The sequence below is a fragment of the Sphingomonas sp. MMS12-HWE2-04 genome, assembly GCF_044881185.1.
Lineage (GTDB): Bacteria > Pseudomonadota > Alphaproteobacteria > Sphingomonadales > Sphingomonadaceae > Sphingomonas.
Window position 1 is genome coordinate 3,005,487 of record NZ_CP173254.1, and the last position, 17,631, is coordinate 3,023,117.

Below are 17,631 nucleotides of genomic sequence, written 5' to 3' on the forward strand. Positions count from 1 at the left end.
TTCAAACCGGAATCTTCGACGAAAAGAAGGCGAGAACAAAGCTTGAACATTGCGCCTGACTCCCTAAGTCGCTCAAGCGATCTGTTCGCCGCTCCTTGATATCGTCCGGCCCCTCCACGCCACTGGCAACCCGCCCGCACGCGCATCGGTGCGCCGGCGCGTCTTCAACTGCATCGCGAGAAACAACGCGTGTGAAACCGGTCCACGCGTAATGATGTCAACTTCGCGAGAAACCCGAAAAGCGTGTCAACTTCGTCAACCAAGGTTGCGCCGCCCGCGCCAGGCTTTCATGCAAAGCGGGTATTTAAGGCTTCGTTCCGACGCTCGATCGCGAACGCGATTACCGCGATAATGAAGGCGACGACAATATAGACCTCGACAGGAAAGATCGAACGTCTCCTGGCAAGCCCGTGCAACCGTGACTTTTGTGACTTTCCGGCCCCAACCATCTGGTTGGCAAGCGAAGCCGGTACGCCGCGGGAAAACGCAAAAGTGTGTCAACTTCGACAACCAAGACCGGCCAGAGCGATCCAGCCGGCCAGTGATCGACACGGCACGCCATCGGCGGGACTGGTCAACTCTACGGTATTGAATAAAGGGCGGCTGGTGGAGCTGAGGGGAATCGAAGTACCGCATGCGCAGGGGTCCGCGGCAGTGCGCACCCGTCCATTATAACATTGATATAACGCGATTTTTGCCTTATAAATGAATGAGTCCGATCCGGAGCTATTCGGTCGCGTTTAGGGCTTTCCGCCGCTGATTTTATGACCGATATTATGACCGAAATCGTCACCCAGAAGCCGGTCGATCTTATGACCGGGGCGAGGGATTTCAGCCATGCTCAACAAATTGTCTGCGCGGGGAGTCGCCGCTTACTTGAACCAAAGGGTCTCGAAAGCCGTGGCCTACGGGGATGGGGGAGGATTGTACCTGCGGCTGAGACCTAACGGTGTGGCGTCTTGGTTCTTTGTCTCAAGCGTTGGCGGGAAGCGTCGGGAGATCGGACTCGGCTCCGCGATCGACGTCAGCCTGAGCCATGCGCGTCAGCGTGCGGCCGAGTTTCGGCAGGCGATTGTTGAGGGGAACGACCCATTCGCTGACCTTGCCGCGACGAAAGCGGCCGCTCGAAAACAGAAGTTCGACAACTTCGGGCAGTTTGCCGACGCCCTGGTGGACGAACTCTCAGCCGGTTGGTCGAATCCAGTCCACTTGAGGCAATGGCGTGAGACCTTCCGAACCAAGGCAAAGATGCTGCGCCACCTTGAACTTGAGGAAGTCACCACGGACGCTGTGCTGGATGTCCTCAGACCGCTATGGATAACGCAGAACGAAACCGCGAGCCGAGTTCGGGGTCGCATCGAGCGAGTCCTGGATGCGGCTCGAGCCAGGGGTCTGATCGCCTCACCTTGGGAGAACCCCGCGCGATGGCGGGGACATCTCGCTCACCTGCTACCGCCGCGTCACAAGCTCACTGCGCGCGGGCATCAGGCGGCAATGCCCTTCGAAGAGATCCCCCAGTTCATCCACAAACTGCGCCAACGCTCCGCGTTGGCCGCCAGGGCGCTGGAACTCACCGTTCTCTGCGCCACCCGCACGAACGAGACCCTGAAGGCAAAACGGAAGGAATTCGACCTAGAGCGCCGCGCGTGGATCGTCCCTGCGGAACGAACCAAAATGCGTAGGGAGCACCGCATACCTTTAAGCGACCGTGTTATCGAGATCGTCACGCCTCTCTGCGAGTCCTTGGAAAGCGACGACTACGTCTTTGCCGCGTCCGAAGGTAACCCGCTCTCACAGATGTCGATGCTGATGCTCCTCCGACGGATGGGATTTGGAGACTACACGGTCCACGGAACGGCGAGATCGTCCTTTCGCGATTGGGCTGGAGAATGCACCACGCACGCGGAGTCAGTCGCAGAGGCTGCGTTGGCCCATAGCGCCGGTGATGCCACTGTACGAGCGTATCGCCGCGGCGACGCGTTCGAGAAGCGGCGATCGCTGATGGCCGATTGGGCGACCTACTGCGCTTCTGCCAGCGTGGGCTCCCTCCCGACGGACCGTCCTGAACTGGAAGCACCTGCGGCGACGTAGGCCCCCGTAGGCTGCGAAGATAACGCTCCGCACGGGATAGGCCCAGGCAGAACCTAGCTCTCACGGCGAAAACACGAGTTCGATTCTCGTAGGGGTCACCAGCGTTTTCAGGCACTTAGCTGCCGGATAGCTGCATATTTGTGCAATTTACTGCAGATTTACTGCAAAACTGTAGCTGGAAATCGGCGAATTTTCTCGGATTGTTCCGCACAGCCGCGCGTTCGCTGGCGCGTCGCTAATGTCTGATTCGCGCCCCGATCTCAGACACTCGCTCATCACCGATCTGATCCCGAAAGCCGACATCTGGCCAGGTCAGGCCGGATTGTTGGTCAGCTTCGGAGCGGTCGTCGACGGCGGGCGGTCCCACCGCACCGGTGGCGATCTCAGTAGCGCCGCCGATCTGCGTCGGATAGCGTTCCCGCGAGACCAGGCGGAAGGGTCCTGGGGGGAGACCGGGAATTGGCGGACTACAAGTTCATTCACCTAGAGGACCGCGTCCGCATTCCCACAAATCTCCGGAACACGTTCGTGATCCAGGGGGACGGCTGGAACGACTACGGCAGCTACGTGCGTTTCGACCTTCACTATTTCGATGGAACCGGTGCGCGATCCGATTACGGCAAGATCAAGATTCTCGAGAAGATGCCCTACGGCACGACGAGCATCGTCAAGACCACGACCGCGCTGCCGGACACGTTCGCCGAGCTACCCGACCGCTACATCTCCCTCGGTCAGGGGGAGGAATATTACCAGCGGCTTGGAGAGGAGTTTGGGACGGCTGAGGCTGTCGAGGTGCTCAGGGCTCTCCGCGACATAGCGCTGATGCCGGCGCTCGCCGCGGATTTCGAGACGCATCCCCCCTACCGCAACGGCATGATGCGCACAAACGGCGCACAGCGCTCCAGCCGGTTCGGCGCGATCTGGGTCCGTGGCGACGAGGCTCACATCACGCCGGCATTCTCCTACTCGAGGGTCATCGGCGGCGAGATCGCGACCACGTCCCATTTTGACCTCGACGCGGGTGACGACCTGCCGGGCCGCATCGCCGCGATCATCGGGCGCAATGCCGTGGGCAAGACATTCTACCTCTCACAGCTCGCGGCGGACCTGTCGCAGATCGACCGCATCTCGGAGGAGCGGCTCACGCTCAAGGAGCGACGGTTTCCCGATGGTAGGCCGATATTCGCTCGCGTGATCGCGGTGTCGTTTAGCGCGTTCGACCGCTTTAGGCGACCCGAGCCTACGCCATACAGCAGCTACGTCTACTGCGGCATACGCGACGAAAAGGGTTCATTCTCGCAACGCAGTCTGGCCCGATCCTACAATGCCAACCGCAATCGAGTCCGCGGGCATCAGCGCGAGGAAGACTGGATCGACTACATCCTCGAGATCCTCGGCGAGGATCAGGGCCTGACCCGCGAAAGGCTTCGCAGGGAGATCGCCGACGAGGATGACGGCGAGGTCCGCAAGGACAGGCTGCTCGACGAACTTAGTTCGGGGCAGGCCATCCTCGTCCATTTCGTCACTGCCGTACTCGCATGGATACGCGCCGACACGCTGATCCTGTTCGACGAGCCCGAGACCCACCTGCATCCCAACGCGGTCGCCGGCCTGTTCGTCGTGCTGACGAAGATCCTCCAGCAATTCCAATCCTACGCGATCGTCGCGACCCACTCCCCGGTCGTGCTCCAGGAGATTCCGGCGAAGCGGGTCGTCCAGTTCGCCCGGGATGGCGACACGACGGTAGGTGACCTGCTCGAGATCGAGAGCTTCGGCGAGAGCCTGACAGAACTCACCCGTCACGTGTTCGACACGTTCGACGTCGACGGCCTCTATAAGACAGTGCTTCGGGGCTTAGCCCAGACGATGTCGCCGGAAGAAGTTCTGGCCCTCTTCCCGAGAGGGCTGAGTATGGCCGCCCAGTCGTTCCTCATCGGGCTCTACGCGGGGCGGGACCGCGCATGAAGAACCTAACAGCGCTCGGGAACGACCCGACATACCTTTCGCGATACGAGACTATCCGCAATAGCAAGCGGGCGCCTGTGCGCCCGACGCTCATTGCGCACCAGGACCAGATTGCGGCGCGATACCAGCAACTGCTCGACCGCGCCGCGGGTGACGATCTAGAGAACATTGGGAATTCGCCACTGATCGCGATCAGGTCCCAGTTGCGATCCTGCTATGACGTCAAGACCAAAGGCCTGCTGGACCTTAAGAAGGCGATCAAAGAGGCTCAGTCGGAGCGTCGCCTTAAATACTGCCCCTACTGCTGCACCACAAAGAACGAGACCCACGACCACTATCTGCCTGCGACCCGCTTCCCGGAGTTCGCCGTCAACGGGTTCAACCTCATTCCCTGCTGCTTCAAGTGCAACGCCATCAAGGACGACGACTGGCTCGACGCGGATGGTCGGCGCCGATACGTGCACTTCTATCTGGACGAGATTCCCGACGTCGAGTTCCTGAAGGTGGAACTCCTAGTTGCGCCACCCTTGCGGGGCGTGGGTGCCAAGTTCTCGCTTGAGCAGGGGGAAGTCGACGACGACGACTGGCGGCTGATTGAAGCCCATTTCGACCGGCTTCACCTGATCGACCGCTACGACGAGGACGCGAACGACGAGATCGCGGGGATGCTTGAGGCTGGGTCGATCCATCGCCAGACCGGCGGTCCGGAGGTACGGAATTTCTTCCTCAATCTCGCTCAGGCCAGTGGCGATGTGTTCGGCCGCTCGAACTGGCGCGCCGTCCTCCTCCGGGCGCTCGCTGTCCACCCGCATATCGAGGACTGGGTGGACGAGTTCATGTAGGGTCCGAACCGCCTTAGGCCCGCGTTCGGCGGACTCCAGCAGCGTCACACCGAAGCCGAGCGGCCGAAGCAGGGTTGAGATCAACCGTGATTGGCTCGCGTGAAGCTGATCGCCCGGCGACTTCACTTCCACGAACCGAACCTTGCCGTCGCGCCACAGCGTGAGGTCTGGCCATCCGGCGCAGCTCGTATGGCGCGATCGCGAAGACGCTGGCGGTCAAAATGGAACCCTTTTGCGTGGGGGTCCACTGGTGCTGCCTGGCCGGTCCCCCGGACCATTTTCGGCGACAACGCGATGCCGCACCTGTGTGGCCTCGAAAAGTCGGACTTCAAGCCGATGACTCGAGGGCATCATCGACCAGTTCGTGGAGGACACCGGGCCCGTCATACAGACTAGGAAAGTCGCCGAGGCGCTCTGGTAGGCAGCGACCGATCCGCACGCTCAACTGGGCTTTGCGGCGGGCAATGAAGAGGAAGCGCCACACCTTGAACGTCTGCTTGGGCGATATTCTGCCAGAATGCGGTCAGTCGGCAAGCGGCCCAGGAGCCGACGGTAGATTACCGCGAACTGCAGTGTCCGCTTTCGCCGACTAATCGCCCGAAAACGGACTGACGGCTCCCGGCCCAAAAGCCGCCCTCCCTTCTCCTTTCACGGCTGAAACACGGGTTCGATTCCCGCAGGGGTCACCAATAATATCAATGGGTTAGCCGTCACGGCGCCCTGCGTGTCAAATATCCATCAAATATTTTTTCTACGGATGCGCGTGGCCTCACGCGGACGAAATTTGCGTTTCGCGAGGGCATGGGCCCTCCCCTTCCGGTGTCGATTCGAAGACGCCAACCAATGACCGGAATTAGGCCGGTTGCTGACTGACGGCTTTCAGCCGGTTCGGCATCGATAGCGGACGTTCGGCGCCAAAAGCTGCACCTGCACGCCTGGCCGCGTTTTGCCGGACGCGACCGGTGTGGGCTATCGAACCGGTCTTAGCGCTCCGATCACTCTGTTGCGGCGAGGATGACGGCAACCGTCTCGTCCGGCTGATCCCACATCGGAAAATGCCCGCTGGCCTCGAACCAGTGCAGATCGGCGGAAGGAAAGGCGGCTTTTGCCCGCGCTGCCTGCTGCGGCAGACACAGGCGGTCGTGCCGGCCCCAGCCGATCAAGATACGACGGGCAGGATCAGCAGCCGGGCCGGCTTGCTCTGGTCCGTTCGCAAGGTCACGCACCAGGGCCTCGAACGTCGGCGTTGTACTCAGGCTTTCCAGCTCCGTCGCAACGACCTTCGGATCGAGCGCCCAAGGACGGGCCGACAGCTGCGCCAGCAACGCCGTGCGCGATGCGGCGTTCTTGCTCGATACCGGCAGGAGGGGCCGGATTGCCCGAAGCAGCCGCCCCGAAACGCCAATGGTGGTCTTGAAGAACGTGCGCTCCCAACCGCGCCAAAAACCACCTGGATCAAGTGCCACCACATTGCCGACGCGGCCACGCCGGGCGAGCTCAAGCACGATCCGCGCGCCCATTGAGCTTCCGACGACGTCGACGCCCTCCAGTCCCTTGTCCGCGATATATCGCTCGACGCTGTCGACGAGGCCCTCAAAGGTCCCGCTATCGGGCTCCGCCGGTGTGGCTCCATGCCCCGGAAGGTCAACCGCAATCACTGTTCGTTCGGCGCTGAGGGGTCCCATGATAGTGCTCCATGACTGCCAGCTCCCGCCGAGACCGTGAACAAGAAGCAGCTTGCGGCCGGCGCCGCGTTGGACCTGATTCATTTGGGAACTCCGATTGGTCGCCACTGAACAATCGGGAGCAGCTTTCGGCCCAAATCCAACCGCGAGCCCATACGGGGCGTGTGCACTTGCCGCAGGTTAGTGAGATATACCCGCCAACGCGGTTTGAAGAGGGAACATGCCTCGGTCGCACTGGTTCTACTCCTTGAAAAAACAGCCGTTTTTTTCCTCAACAGGAGAATTTGCATGTCCGTGCTCGACCAAGTGATCGCTGCTGTCACGCCCCCGGAAAGTGACGAGGCGCGGCAGGAAGCGCGCGCGAAAGCACGGGCCGTCGCTGGACCAGGCGGATGGTTCGCTACGATCCTCGATCATCATTTACTGCTCGAAGATGCGTTCGCGGCGACCAAGGCGGCGAGTGATGCAGCTTTGCGCACCACTGCGCTCAGGCATCTTGGCGTGATCCTGACGGGGCATGCGATCGCCGAGGAAGCGGTGGTCTATCCCGGCCTGGGGGAGGCGGGCGAAAGTGGTCATGCCACGATGGGATATAACGAGCAGGTTATGGTGAAGATGCAGATGGCCATGCTCGAAAAGCTCGATCCGATGAGCCAGGATTTCGACGACAAGCTCGAGCATATCCGCGGCGCTGTCGCGCACCACATGTACCAGGAAGAGGGAACGTGGTTCATCGAGCTGTCGGAAAAGGCGCCGACGGCGGATCAGGCAATGATCACGAAGCGATATCAGGAGGAATGGTCGCGCTATGTCGGCGCGGATGCTTGATATGGGGCGATGAGTTTTCGTACTGCTGATACATGGGCCGTCCCGCGAGGGGCGGCCTTTCTTTACCCATAGTTTGCGTTGAACCACCGAAAAGGGGCGCAATGCCGCCTAAAGTTGCAGTCGCGCGTTGCGTGGTGATGACCGATACCATCGAGGATCTCCAATGCAGGATGGACGCGGCGGCGAGCGCTCTCGATTTCGAGGAGGCGCGGCGTATTCGTGACCGCATCAACCTGATGCGAAGCGGAGCAAGTGCTGGAGAGGCCGCACAGGCCGACACGTCGGGTTTGGTCCGCCAGCAGCCGGGCGCCATGGGACTTGGCACAAGCCGACAGCGGCCAATTCCCCCGCCAGGATGGAAGCCGCCGTCGAAGCCCGATCTCAAGACGTCCGGCCGGAAACGGAAATGACGATCGACGTCGCAAGTGTCGCCGTGCTGCGCCTGCTCGCCGAACGTGCGCCCGGGGCGACGATATGTCCAAGCGAGGTCGCACGAAAGATCGCGGGAGAAGCGTCTGGGTATGATGAGGCGGATTGGCGTACCGTGATGCCGGTCGTCCATGCCGCGATCGATCATCAGGTAGAACAGGGCAACATTAGACTAAGCTGGAAAGGCCGGGCGCTATCGGCTCGGTCCGGGCCATACCGGATTGCTCGTGCGAACGGCAGCTCATGGGACAGCCGAAAGTGACCTCGAACGACCGGTGTTAGGGCGCGTTGCCGTCGGGCAGCTTTTGGGCCGTCAGCCGCCTGACCGCTTTCAGGAAGGGCTATAAGCAAAGCAGGCGTGCTCGGTCGAGCACGTTAGTCGCGGGGATTTTGTCAGCAGCGATGAAAATGATCGCGATCACTTAGGATTTTGTGAGATTATCGATGCGCTCAAACCGCGCAGCTAGTGGCACCGCACCGGTTAAGGTGGTGATCGCGCCGATTGGTCGGCGAAACCAAGGGCGCAGCAAAATGATCAGCCCTAGAACATGCATGTTGAAGCGCGGCACCGCACCTCGGCGGCAAGGGCCGCTACGGCGTAGACGGAGACCAAGCGCCGTCTTATTGGGCTGTTTCAACGAATGCGCGTACCGGCAGCGAACTGCGGACATTCTCTAGTAAATCCCGCTCGAAGGGATCGAGCTCCATTCTACCCAAATCTAGACGTGCCAGCATGCGCAGACCCTGATCGACATTCTCGACATTCCCCCATAGGCCCTGCAGCTTGGTTGCGATCTCCGCGGGCACACCATACTCGTCCAGGGCATAGAGACCCGCTGGCATGAACAGTGACTCCGCTTGTGCTGCCAGAAGACTATAGTCGCCTGGGCTCACGCCCTTGTAACGAACCAAGACATCGGCCTGAACCCTGCTGACAGCCATTAGCTGTCGGCCAAACGTATATCCCACGTAATTGCGTAGGAAAGACAAAGCCTCCTCGACCGCATCGCTGACCGAGGTGCCGAAGAATCTGTTCGATACACGATCATTGATATACGCACGGAAACTGTCCGCAGACATCAACTGGGTCAGCACGGCGTGAAGCTGATCGCCGCCGAAGATGCCGTGCCTGCGCAATGAATTCCCGTGGTCGACATGGTCGAAGATCAGATCGCACACCGCGCGCAACTGGTGCGCCTTCGGGACACCCCGCCACTGCAGCGCGCTCGGCGATTGATCGAACTTCGCAACCACCGCGTTAAACAGTTCGTTTTGCGATTCCACCGGAATATAGCGGTTCGATCTGATCGTCGCCTCGCTCAACATCGATCCTTCGAAGACTGCCGTAATCCGCTCCTTCGACGCTGGCGTGAGACTCGTCGCAGGTAAATCCAACAGCAGCGAAAGCGGAGTCTGGGCGTCCTGCCGATCCACGGGGAGATCGACCCTGTGTTCACCTTCCGGGACAGCCTCTTCTAGGACGTAGACCTTGCCGATGAAATACCGGTTCATGCGACCTGCCCTGCCGGCGATGTTCCGGAACGTAAAATCGTCGATCGTGGTGTTGTTCAGCCGTCGATCAAATATGACCACGTTCTCAGCAACCGTGTTCACACCCTCGATGATGGTGGACGTGCACACCAAGAATTGAATTCGACGCTCTTCGAATGCGCGCACCATATATTGCTGGATGGCTCGTGGGACGTTGCCGTGGTGGATCCCCACTCCTCTTTTCAGCGCCTGGATGACCTCCCACTCCGAAGGGTAATGCTTCTCCAGCCATGCCACCGCATCCTTGGTTGCATCGCAGTTAGGCAATGCGCATCGCTCGTAAATGGTGCTTGCTGTGACCCGCGCACTTCGCGGAGATTGGCAATAAACGAGCGTCGGGGTCTTCAGCTCATTACATAGCTCGACTAGTTTATCGGCACGCTCATCCCCTCGATATTTGAGGTTATAGTATGTTATGTCGAGCGCCACAGTCGAAAAGGCGGACGGCATGAAGACATGCTTATACTCGGAGGCGAGCCCCTGTACTGAAGCGATATTCGGCCCGATAAGATAGAACTGCGCGCCCTGCTCTGCCAGACGATGGAAGCAAATATTCAGGTCGATCGCGCGCTCGTTGTTTTCACCTCGGAGATCGAGCTTATAGAACTCGTCGATCACGAAAAAGTCGACCTCGTTCAAATCCCGACGGGCAAGAGCGCGTTCCTGCGTGAGCACATAGACAGTGGGCCGACCGTCGTCCAAGCGCTCTTGGCTGGGATGCGTGATGATGTCATGACTCGCACCCAACGACGAGACAATCCTTCGGCGCGTCTCGTCGATCAGTGCGATAGTCGGGACGACGACGACCGAGCGCTTATGCATCTTAGTGGCCAACACCGCGTCAACGACTAAGCTCTTTCCCACGCTCGTCGGCGCACTGAGCACGACGTTTCGTCCCTTCAACAGCTCCTGATAAACGGAGAGCTGCAGGCTATGAAAGAACCTGTCTTCACCGACACCTGTCACGCGATGCGCTTCGAGGAGCATCTGATCCTCGAGCGACAGATACCGGTCACGGTCTGCATATGGGAAGAGCCCTACCCCCCGGACTAGCGCATCGAGCAGCGTGTCGTAGCCGTCGGCAAGCTCGCTCCTCAAAGCCAGAAGGCGTATGACCAAATCACGCGCGGTCGCCACGGTGCTGTCACTGTTCGCGAGGCGCGTCACGTGCTGGAAAACAAAAAACTGATTATCCGCCAGCTTGACCGGATCCGCGATGCATTCACGAATGAAAGCGAGTTCCATTATCGGCTCCTGATATCCGTCTCGAAGTCGGTCGCCAGTGTTGCTGCGCATTCCACGGGGACGAGAAAGATCGATACCTCGACGTCCCTCAATTCTATCCCCATCCGGGCCTTGATCCGCTCGTACTCGCCGTGAACCTCGGCCTTGAGTTGCTCGACGTAGTCGTCGTCGAAGCCAGCCTTGAGCGTGGCGCTGTCGTACGCGACCAAGATCGGAAGTCGGACGACCTTCAGGAGATCCGCGGTCTTGGAGGTATGTGTCAGGAGCGCGTCCAGGCTATGAGCCCGCATATGATGGGGCTCCCGAAGCTGTATGATGATGTCCCGTTCGTCTTTTAGGACATCCCTGCCGAGCGCCGTCCGGAGTTCGGCCAGCACTTCATCGACGACCCGTAGATGTGAAGTTGCGGTGACGAGACTGGACCGCCCCAGCCAAATCTCGTCGCGCCCCTCCAATTGAAGAATATGGGCACTCGTTGCGCGCATCGTGCCAGCGATAGAGTAGAATATCCTGCAAGCGATCGGCTCGGCTTGGAAATGCACGCGCAGGATCGCGTGCAACATGAGGGCCGCCACGAGCTTGCTCATATCCACGCCGCCCCTGTTATCGATCTCCCTGAGCGCCTTTCCGGGCAACCGGTAGGCCGACAGATAATCGAAGCCGGCGAGGACGCTGGGCGGTAGCGCAACTTCCGGGAGCCACTCGCGCAGATGCTCGATCAATTCGTCTTTTCGCCATACGGTTCCGTCGTACTGAACGTCATATGCGTGGAGCTCTCGTCGAAGCGGCCCTTCGTTCAGGGCGGTCAACTCGGAGAAGAATGCCGTCAGGCGCGGCATCTGATAAACCTTCACGGTCGATACGGCCTCGCGCCGCAGACGTGCGATTTCGTCCTCCCACCAGCTAAGCCCGTCGAGGCGGCTCCACACTTTCTCGTCCGGTTCGTGCGATGGCGCGTCAGCCATGGTGCGAGTCTTTCCGACCAGGCGGTCATAGACTTTGTCGATAAGCTCCTTGGCAGGCGCGAGCCCGCGGCCAGAAGCTATAGTCAGGAGCACGTTTGTGTTGCGGATCATCAAAGCGTCCTCGTCCGCCTCGACTTCCCACAAAAGATTTTCAGCCCAGTCCTTTAGAGACCTGCCGCAGGCCGATCTCACGTCCTGGTATTTTGTCGAGAAACTGTTGATGAGTGCGGCGAGCGGGGCGTTGCCCTGACGGCTCGCCCGCGGCAGGCGGAAAGGCGCGAGCTTCGAATTTACCGATCTTGTCGTGACAAGACGAAACCAAGCCATTTCACCGTGCTTGTCGCAGAGAAGCGACTTTTCGCAGATGGAAGTCCGCTTGCGGGAATCGACCCGCGCAGTAAGCTCGGTCAGATTCCAATTCGTGTCACTCTCGGTCGTTTTGACCTGAATATACTCTATGACAGATCGTCCTGAATGCTGCCGCCGGACCACGATGTCATCGCCCGTCTCACACTCAACCTGCGAGATGGCCTGATCTTGAAGCATTTCGAGCACGACGCGCGCCGCGACGTGATCTTGAATACGAAACCCGCGGCGTGCCGAAATGGCCCCGGCGTCCGACGCCAAGCCAGCGCCCGTCACGAACGCGATCGCCCGCCGGATGTAGCTTCTCGAAACCGCCGACCAATAGGTATTACGTCAGCATCGGGTGTCCAACATATGCGACGGTTATTTACCCCCGCACGCCGCGGACAATAGTCAAGCCTCGACGGGAACGGCGGATCGAGCCAAGTGAAAGGCTGCAGTGACAATGAAGAGAGCAGCATCGCATGACCAAATGTTTTGGATCGCCTCCCTCAGGCGCTCCCCCAACACGCAGATAACATTCATAAAAGCTTTGGAGCAATTCCAAACCATACATCCAAATTGGAGCAGAAATTCTAAGGCCACGTTTTGAATCCGCGAGCGCGCGGCAGCTTCCGGGTATTGTCGCGATGGCAGTGAACGACCGGACCTAGGGCGCTAAGCCGCCTTGAGCGCTTCGTCGTGCGGCTCGTAAAGCGCCGCGATCATTCGCTCGATGATATCGTCTTCGGCTTTCGTTCGTGTTTCCTCGTCCTTCGAAGATAGCTCGCGGCGAATTGACTCCGCCGTTCCTGCGATGCTCGCGGTCAGTATCGCGCTCGCCAGAAACGGATGCATCGCTTCATCCAGGCCGCGTTGTGCGCGCCCGGCTGTCCTTGGGCGGCTACGCTCAAGCAGCGCCTGGATGCCGGACATCGGCACGAGCGTGATCGCGCCGACCTTGATCACCTCGATCTCACCCGCCTTGATCAGCGCATAGAACTTCGACCGGCCGATGCCGGTGACGCGACACGCGTCGGCGATCCTCAACGTGATCGGTGACAGATCGCCGTGCTGGCGATGCGGCGAATGACGCATGATGTCGTCCTTCATTTGTCTATCCCCATTTCTGGGGAATTGACGATGGGTAAGTCTTGCCCCGGCGCCGCGCTGGCGAGCATCCGGCCGACACGCTTCATGAACTCATCGTAGCGAAGGCGGCCGAGCCGGTTGGTCTCGGCATCGAACGCCGGCTGGTGGGCGGTGAGGGTAAGCTGGTAGCGGACGAACAGCCCGAGCGCCTCGGTGAGGAAATCGAGCTTCTGCTCCGTCCGGTCGGCGATCCGGTTCTGGCGGTCGAGCCGCGCGCCGAACCGCTGGTCCAGTTCATGGCCGGCACGGCGATCGAACCAGGCAGTCAGCGCATCGGTGAGGATCGCGGTCTTGGACGAGCCGGGCTGTGCGGCCATCGCATCGAGCTTCGCCGACAACTCATCGGGGAGATAGAATTGATGGCGGGTCTTGCTCGTCTGCATGAGATGCAGAGTCCGCGTTTCCTCGCTCGGAAAACAGTACCTCGCTGGTGCCCCCAGATACGTTTGTGGTGACTCTCAAACCCCGCCCATCTCCGGACCCGAGCGCTGGCGCCCGAACGTCCAGCTTATCGAACCAGCGCGGTCGATCCCCGAGACATGACGGCCGATCTGCTTCTCGAGCACCGGGCGCCACGGCACGAGCGTGAACTCCCTCGATTTCTCGATCACCGCATATCTCGCGGAACCGACCTGCACTGCCTTGCGATACGTGCCCTCGATCGCGCCGCCGCGATGCTCGACATAGCCAAGCCCCATTTCTTTCGAGAGCTGCCCGGCTACCTGCCGCAGCTCGCGTCGATGAAGCTCGGCCATCATGCCGGGGCGGAAGTTGATCAGGTTCCCGTCGCGCCACGCGAGATCCTGTTCGATCAGCCATTGCTGACGGAGTGCCATCGCCCGCCGTACCTGCGCGCCGAACCCACGCTCCAGCGTCTCCGGTTCCTTCGCCGCCTGCTGCTCGTCCAGCCAGGTCACGCCGTCGTGACGGACAAGCTGCGCTAGCGGGCGCTCGGCCAGCGTTTCGACCTCGACCGGCCGCGCGGCAGCCACGCTGCGCTCGTGCGCCAGCGCCCGGTCGAGATGATCGGGCGCGATCTTCCAGCTACCATCAGGCAACCGCTCGAGCTCCCCTCGGCTCCGCCGGATCGCTTCGAGCCGCCGCACATGCGCTTCGGCAAAGCGCCGGGTCGCGGTCGGATCGTGCCGGAGATGCCGTTCGATGCTGTAGATCCCGTCATTGGCCGCGGCGACCTCCACGATGACGCGGTCCGCTGGTCGGACCGCCGGAACGATCGGATCCACCTTCACGATCTCGGGATGGCTGAGCATCTCTGAAATCGATCGCTCACCGAGCTCGACATAGTGGCTGCGCCCATCGGTCGCCGCGACGATCATGTAGTGGTGATCGTTGTACTCATCGGAGAGCCCGCGCGCGACGACGCGACCGACCAGCGGCTTGCCCTCGGTTGGATCGTAGATCGCATAGTCCTGCGGCGATGTTTCAGGCGCCCGCAGTTTCATCTGCTCATGCATGGCGGCGATGATGTCGCCGCGCCGACCCATGGCGCGGAGCGTCTCCTCCAGATCGTCAGCGAGCCGGTAGCGTCCCTTCGCTTCTTCCGTCGCCAGCCCCATGCGCGCGAGCGTGCCGAGGCGCCCCGCGCGCAGGCTCTGCTCTATGCTGTCGCCATGCCAGGACGACACCAGCCCGTCGGCATCGCGCGCGAGCAACAGCTTGCGGTCGATGTTCGTGAACCGCTCCTGCGTGATCTCGCGCTTGCGCGCCTCGAAGATCTCGCGATCGCTGCGCGGCCCCAGGTCGAGGTTGACCAACTCGGTGGCGCGCCCGGCGAGGCCCCGGCTGATATACTCGCGGGCGATGATCAGATCCTTGCCGCGATCGTCCATGCCGCGCACCAGGACATGGCTGTGCGGATGGCCTGTGTTGAAGTGGTCGACAGCGATCCAATCGAGCTTGGTGCCGAGGTCCTGTTCGACCTGGGCCATCCAGCGCCGCACCAGCGGCTTCAGGTCCTCATATTCCGCGCCATCCTCGGGTGCGACAATGAAGCGGAACTGGTGCCGATCGCCGGCACCGCGTTCGAGGAATTCCTTGCCGTCCGCGACATCGCTGGTCGGCCCATACAGCGTGCCGCGCTCGCCCTCTCGCGTGGTGCCGTCGCGTTGCAGGTAGCGAAGGTGCGCGACGGCCGCCTTGGCACCCTTGCCGGCGAGCTTCACGAAGCGCGCCTTGACGACCACGCGGCGCGCCCGGAATCCGGTGAAGCGATCCGACGATCCGAGCAGCCGTCCAATGGCCGAGCCGCGACCAATGCGGCTGCCGTCGAAGCGCCGCGCCCGGGCGACCGAAGATCGCTGCGCGCCGCCGGCCAGATTGGCGGCCCTGCGGACCTGTTGCGCGAACGGGCGATCCTTGCCGATCACCCCCAACCAAAGCTCTAAATCATTCTCGGCCATGACGCTTCCTCGCGGTCAAAAGCGTCAGATGAGGGAGCGCCAGAACGACCCTTCAAGGGCCTCCAATCGACAACCTCGGAGAGGCCGCAGAAATGCTGGTGTTTCGAAGGATCACCCCAACAATTGGAGGCATGGCCTTGGACATGCCTCCATAGAAAACGACGTGCAGACGCCACTTCCGGGGCCTCGTGGAGGCACCGCTTTTATCTTGCCTTACCCTTCCTCCCTCTCCTGCGCCCCTTATCGCCTCCTGCCACCCGCGCGCCGAACCGATGGCGAGCATGAAAAAAGCCGGGAAGCGATGCCCCGGGGACATCGCTTCCCGGCTCCGGCACTCACCAGATCAACGCGCCATCGCGAACGCCTGCCGCGCTGCCTCGGCGCTGAGGAACTGACGCTTTCCGGTCATTCCATGCGCCCGGCCATCGCCATCGACGATGCACGTAGCGGCGAACCAGTGACCATCGATCCGTCCGCAGATCGCCACCCGATCCAGCTCGAAATCGTCGCTGTCGGCACTCTCATAGGTACCGACCCAGCGCTCCTGGACCCGCGCATCCCAATGCAGATCGCATTCCTCGGCGGCCAGAAATCGCTGCGCCAGCCCCTCGGCAGCGCCGCGACCAAACTCCAGCTCCAGCCCCGCGACCAATGCCGCCATCACGCGATCTGACGTGTACGAAACTGCCTGAATGTTGCTCATCGAAGCCTCCTGTCGTGCATGTCTTCCTCATCGAAGACCTGCTCTCGACGGCGGCTGCCGGCGTGGCTGTCAGGGCTGCCGGAGCGCAGCGCAGGCACCGCGAAGCGGCGGCGGAGGAGCCGATTTTGTTGCGCCGAAAACAGAAGACTCGCGTGCGCAGCACGCTCCGGTCCGCAGCAAAATTGGAGGTGCCGCCGGCCTTGCACAGGCGCGCCGGCAGCCGCCATGCTCGGAAGAGCCGAGACAAGCCCATCCCACACTAGCGGTTCAGCGGTTGATCTTGCGATCAGGAAGTCAGCTATTGGGTGGTTAGCCGTCGTCCGGGGCGTCGGCTGATTGGCTCAAGAGGTGTGGATTTTCTCCACTCACGTCCGCCCGGCCCGAGTATTTCCGCCACGTCCGCTCCTGACGCCGCTGCATGAGCAGAACATGTCGGTTTGGACTTCGCCGACGCAGCCTACCGCCGCGATGTCGCGCCTTTCCACATGATGGCCTTCCAACCGAGACACTGCGGTAGCCCAACTGCTCGGGGCCATAAATACGCGCAGAAGCCGATCATCCTGCGCCAGTTCCGCAGCCTGCTCGAGACTCGCCACCTCCAAGGAATTCCTCTCATGCCGCACGTGCGTGCGCGCGCCCGCGACCGTCGGATCGATGCATCCTCCCTGCATGATCAGCAGGGCCAGAAAGACGGTACCCTGGGGCAAGCGACCGTTACGCATTCGAACAGCATACACGAGCTTTCAACGTCCGCTATGGGGGTTAGCAGCCGTTGATACCCGCGCCGGCCGGGCCGGCGCGGGATCCTGCTGTCACCGTGACCAGATCAGATTGTGCGCGCCGTTCTCGCCCTCGCTGAGGGTGGCGTAGATCGGCGCGGGCAGCGAAGGGTCGTCGAGCTTGACCGAGACATAGGGCCGATCCTCGCGCGAGCTCTTGCTCCAGCCGGCACCGAACTCGACGCCGGTCGAGGTGGTAACGCGGTAGTCGGGTGCCTTGTCGTGGTCCTTCTGCGCCGGCTTGATCGTCGCCTTGGCATTGAGAGTCAGGGTCCGGATCGTGCCGGTGAAGACGCCGTTGTCGTCGCGGGTGAAGCTGCCGATGGTAGCCATGATCATTCTCCTTGGTCCTCGAAGCCGCGTTAGTGCGGCCTCGATGGCGTCGAAGCGGCGACACGCCGGACCGCCTGCATCCGCAGGACCGCAGCGATAGCGACGGACGCGCCCGGCGGGCTTTCTTGCCTCGCGAGGAAGGCCCGGGGCACACCGGGCCGGGGAAGAAAGTTCGCTCGGGCGCGTTGCGGGCAAGGGCCGGTGTGGTGCCAGACCGCCATCATCAGGAAGGCCGCGTGCGGCTTCGGACAAGAGAGCATTTGCCTACACAGCGACGCTCGCCACACCATTTCCCAGT

General features: G+C 61.3%; 14 protein-coding genes. 6 read left to right on the top strand and 8 right to left on the bottom strand.

All coding sequences use genetic code 11. The annotated features are described in order from the left end of the window. The first annotated feature begins 837 nt into the window (after positions 1-837). From AB2M62_RS13980 to AB2M62_RS13990, 3 genes are all read left to right on the top strand, one after another. Entirely contained in the window at positions 838-2,091 is a 1,254-nt protein-coding gene (locus AB2M62_RS13980; protein WP_404334685.1) for a tyrosine-type recombinase/integrase, read from the top strand. 459 nt (positions 2,092-2,550) lie between these two features. Next, positions 2,551-4,056, top strand: a complete 1,506-nt coding sequence (locus AB2M62_RS13985; RefSeq protein ID WP_404334687.1) for an AAA family ATPase — start codon at positions 2,551-2,553, stop codon at positions 4,054-4,056. A gap of 77 nt (positions 4,057-4,133) precedes the next feature. Next, complete coding sequence (locus AB2M62_RS13990) at positions 4,134-4,898, top strand: hypothetical protein (RefSeq protein ID WP_404340072.1); 765 nt, start codon at positions 4,134-4,136, stop codon at positions 4,896-4,898. Between the two features lie 995 nt (positions 4,899-5,893). Here the strand turns inward: AB2M62_RS13990 and AB2M62_RS13995 are convergent. After that, complete coding sequence (locus AB2M62_RS13995; RefSeq protein WP_404334688.1) at positions 5,894-6,667, bottom strand: alpha/beta fold hydrolase; 774 nt, start codon at positions 6,665-6,667, stop codon at positions 5,894-5,896. 204 nt (positions 6,668-6,871) lie between these two features. Here AB2M62_RS13995 and AB2M62_RS14000 point away from each other — a divergent pair, with 204 nt between their 5' ends. From AB2M62_RS14000 to AB2M62_RS14010, 3 genes are all read left to right on the top strand, one after another. Beyond that, entirely contained in the window at positions 6,872-7,411 is a 540-nt protein-coding gene (locus tag AB2M62_RS14000) for a hemerythrin domain-containing protein (RefSeq protein ID WP_404334690.1), read from the top strand. Positions 7,412-7,548: 137 nt separating this feature from the next. Then, entirely contained in the window at positions 7,549-7,821 is a 273-nt protein-coding gene (locus tag AB2M62_RS14005) for a UvrB/UvrC motif-containing protein (protein WP_404334692.1), read from the top strand. Further along, on the top strand, positions 7,818-8,102 hold the full coding sequence (locus AB2M62_RS14010; protein ID WP_404334694.1) for a DUF3253 domain-containing protein: 285 nt from the start codon (positions 7,818-7,820) through the stop codon (positions 8,100-8,102). Before AB2M62_RS14005 ends, AB2M62_RS14010 begins: the two co-directional genes overlap by 4 nt. 359 nt (positions 8,103-8,461) lie before the next feature. Here AB2M62_RS14010 and AB2M62_RS14015 read toward each other — a convergent pair whose 3' ends face one another. The 7 genes from AB2M62_RS14015 to AB2M62_RS14045 form a co-directional block, all read right to left on the bottom strand. Beyond that, positions 8,462-10,636: a DEAD/DEAH box helicase gene (locus tag AB2M62_RS14015; protein WP_404334696.1), complete on the bottom strand. Its 2,175-nt coding sequence runs from the start codon at positions 10,634-10,636 to the stop codon at positions 8,462-8,464. After that, positions 10,636-12,228 (bottom strand): dsDNA nuclease domain-containing protein, encoded by a 1,593-nt coding sequence (locus AB2M62_RS14020; protein WP_404334698.1) that lies wholly within the window; start codon positions 12,226-12,228, stop codon positions 10,636-10,638. Before AB2M62_RS14020 ends, AB2M62_RS14015 begins: the two co-directional genes overlap by 1 nt. 396 nt (positions 12,229-12,624) lie before the next feature. Then, complete coding sequence (locus AB2M62_RS14025) at positions 12,625-13,059, bottom strand: helix-turn-helix domain-containing protein (RefSeq protein WP_404334700.1); 435 nt, start codon at positions 13,057-13,059, stop codon at positions 12,625-12,627. After that, on the bottom strand, positions 13,056-13,481 hold the full coding sequence (locus tag AB2M62_RS14030; RefSeq protein ID WP_404334702.1) for a CopG family transcriptional regulator: 426 nt from the start codon (positions 13,479-13,481) through the stop codon (positions 13,056-13,058). The genes AB2M62_RS14025 and AB2M62_RS14030 overlap by 4 nt, the downstream gene beginning before the upstream one ends. Before the next feature lie 75 nt (positions 13,482-13,556). Beyond that, on the bottom strand, positions 13,557-15,518 hold the full coding sequence (gene rlxS / locus AB2M62_RS14035) for a relaxase/mobilization nuclease RlxS (protein WP_404334704.1): 1,962 nt from the start codon (positions 15,516-15,518) through the stop codon (positions 13,557-13,559). A gap of 343 nt (positions 15,519-15,861) precedes the next feature. Continuing rightward, positions 15,862-16,221 carry a hypothetical protein gene (locus AB2M62_RS14040; protein ID WP_404334706.1) on the bottom strand — a complete coding sequence of 120 codons (360 nt, stop codon included), beginning with the start codon at positions 16,219-16,221 and terminating at the stop codon, positions 15,862-15,864. Between the two features lie 812 nt (positions 16,222-17,033). Continuing rightward, positions 17,034-17,333: a DUF736 domain-containing protein gene (locus tag AB2M62_RS14045; protein ID WP_404334708.1), complete on the bottom strand. Its 300-nt coding sequence runs from the start codon at positions 17,331-17,333 to the stop codon at positions 17,034-17,036. Positions 17,334-17,631 lie beyond the last annotated feature (298 nt).

Excerpts from the sequence above, each read along its gene's own strand:
- AB2M62_RS13995 (WP_404334688.1), bottom strand. The coding sequence starts at position 6,667 with ATGAATCAGGTCCAACGCGGCGCCGGCCGCAAGCTGCTTCTTGTTCAC.
- AB2M62_RS13980 (WP_404334685.1), top strand. The coding sequence starts at position 838 with ATGCTCAACAAATTGTCTGCGCGGGGAGTCGCCGCTTACTTGAACCAA.
- AB2M62_RS14040 (WP_404334706.1), bottom strand. The coding sequence starts at position 16,221 with ATGAGCAACATTCAGGCAGTTTCGTACACGTCAGATCGCGTGATGGCG.
- AB2M62_RS14010 (WP_404334694.1), top strand. The coding sequence starts at position 7,818 with ATGACGATCGACGTCGCAAGTGTCGCCGTGCTGCGCCTGCTCGCCGAA.
- AB2M62_RS14030 (WP_404334702.1), bottom strand. The coding sequence starts at position 13,481 with ATGCAGACGAGCAAGACCCGCCATCAATTCTATCTCCCCGATGAGTTG.
- AB2M62_RS14025 (WP_404334700.1), bottom strand. The coding sequence starts at position 13,059 with ATGAAGGACGACATCATGCGTCATTCGCCGCATCGCCAGCACGGCGAT.
- rlxS (WP_404334704.1), bottom strand. The coding sequence starts at position 15,518 with ATGGCCGAGAATGATTTAGAGCTTTGGTTGGGGGTGATCGGCAAGGAT.
- AB2M62_RS14045 (WP_404334708.1), bottom strand. The coding sequence starts at position 17,333 with ATGGCTACCATCGGCAGCTTCACCCGCGACGACAACGGCGTCTTCACC.
- AB2M62_RS14015 (WP_404334696.1), bottom strand. The coding sequence starts at position 10,636 with ATGGAACTCGCTTTCATTCGTGAATGCATCGCGGATCCGGTCAAGCTG.
- AB2M62_RS14000 (WP_404334690.1), top strand. The coding sequence starts at position 6,872 with ATGTCCGTGCTCGACCAAGTGATCGCTGCTGTCACGCCCCCGGAAAGT.
- AB2M62_RS14005 (WP_404334692.1), top strand. The coding sequence starts at position 7,549 with ATGACCGATACCATCGAGGATCTCCAATGCAGGATGGACGCGGCGGCG.